The organism is Okeania sp. SIO3I5 (assembly GCF_010672085.1).
Lineage (GTDB): Bacteria > Cyanobacteriota > Cyanobacteriia > Cyanobacteriales > Microcoleaceae > Trichodesmium.
On sequence record NZ_JAAHHT010000518.1, the window covers coordinates 1 to 1,482 of the forward strand.

Sequence of the window (1,482 nt, forward strand, 5' to 3'; positions counted from 1 at the left end):
TTACAAATTTGACCTAGATAACACAGCGAGCAATTTTTATCATCTTTCAGCAGGATTGGGCGTTGACAATATGATTTTCGCAGATGGAATTCAACTGAATGGCAACCCCCTCACGTTTAGTGAATCGAGTACCTCTGACTATTCTCACTTCCAACATCCTTTTAACTTTAGTTTTGAAACAGACAATCAATCATTTTTCAACGAGGGAGAAAATACGCTGAGTATTCATGTAAGAAATTGGGGAACTGTTAACAATCCCACCGGTTTGGTAATCGACGGAAATGTTACTGCTGTTGCGACTACTCCTGTGCCGGAACCTTCTATACTTATCGGCTTGCTGACTGTGGGCGTGCTAGGGGTGACATCTGGGTTAAGCAAAAAACAGCAGAAAAAAGGCCAAAATAACTGATTCATATTTACTTATCGAATTCTGAAGCGCGATCGCCAGTCGTGTAGGGTGCGTTAGCAGGGGAGCAATCTATAAATAGATAATGTTTGCTCCTCCGTAACGCACCAAAACCCTTTGCGGAACCAATCTACCAACAGCAGTAAGGTGTGTTAACAAAGCGCGAACGTACCACAGGATTAACTAAACTTATCCTTGAACGTTTCCCGTACTACCCTGTCCTAAACTGAAAAGCTTGGCGATCGCTATCCGTACGAAATTACTTTTTGATGAAAATCTATCGCCTAAAATATAAACATATTTTTTGGATAATATACCATGACACAAGCTACTACCAGAGTTATCCCCCACTTAACACCACAGGAATATTTGGAATGGGAAGTCCAACAACCACTACGCTACGAATATTTTAATGGGGAAGTGTTGGCGATGGCAGGGGGAACGTTGCCCCATGCAGACATTGCCCTAAATTTAGCAAGCTTATTACGAGAACCGTTACGAGGGCGCTGCAAGGTGCGTAACTCTGATGCCAAGGTAGGCATTACTGACGAGGGACCGTTTACCTATCCAGACCTTAGCATTAGCTGCGATGAGCGCGATCGTACCGCCCGAGAATTCATCCGCTATCCCTGCGTCATTATTGAGGTGCTTTCTCCGAGTACGGAGGCTTACGATTCTTCTTCGGAGACGCTACGCGAACGCGGTGGTAAGTTCGCCATGTACCGTCGTCTCTCAACCATACAAGAATATGTTTTAGTGAGTTCTGAAACCAAAACGGTTGAGATTTTTCGGCGGGATGCTGTTGGAGAGTGGCGATTCATTCCTTACAGTGAAGGTGATACGATTGAGTTAATGAGTTTGGGAATCGCGTTATCGCTAAATGCTATTTATGAAGATGTTGTTTTAGAGTTGGAGGATGAAGGAGGTGAAAAAAGGTAGCAATGATTAATCCTAAATCCAGTATTAAGTCGATGAACAACCAGCAACTACGAGCATACTTCCGAGAAACACAAGGGTGTTGCAGCCTTTCGGGAAGTCTTACGTCGAGGACTTGACGAAAAAGATAAAGCTGCTGC

The 1,482-nt window shown here is 43.9% G+C and carries 2 protein-coding genes; both read left to right on the forward strand.

Annotated elements, in window-relative coordinates; translation table 11 throughout:
- On the forward strand, positions 1–409 hold a 409-nt coding region (locus F6K40_RS40170; RefSeq protein WP_293145917.1), incomplete at its 5' end, for a PEP-CTERM sorting domain-containing protein.
- Between the two features lie 315 nt (positions 410–724).
- Positions 725–1,345 (forward strand): Uma2 family endonuclease, encoded by a 621-nt coding sequence (locus F6K40_RS40175; RefSeq protein ID WP_293145920.1) that lies wholly within the window; start codon positions 725–727, stop codon positions 1,343–1,345.
- Positions 1,346–1,482 lie beyond the last annotated feature (137 nt).

Excerpts from the sequence above, each read along its gene's own strand:
- F6K40_RS40175 (WP_293145920.1), top strand. The coding sequence starts at position 725 with ATGACACAAGCTACTACCAGAGTTATCCCCCACTTAACACCACAGGAA.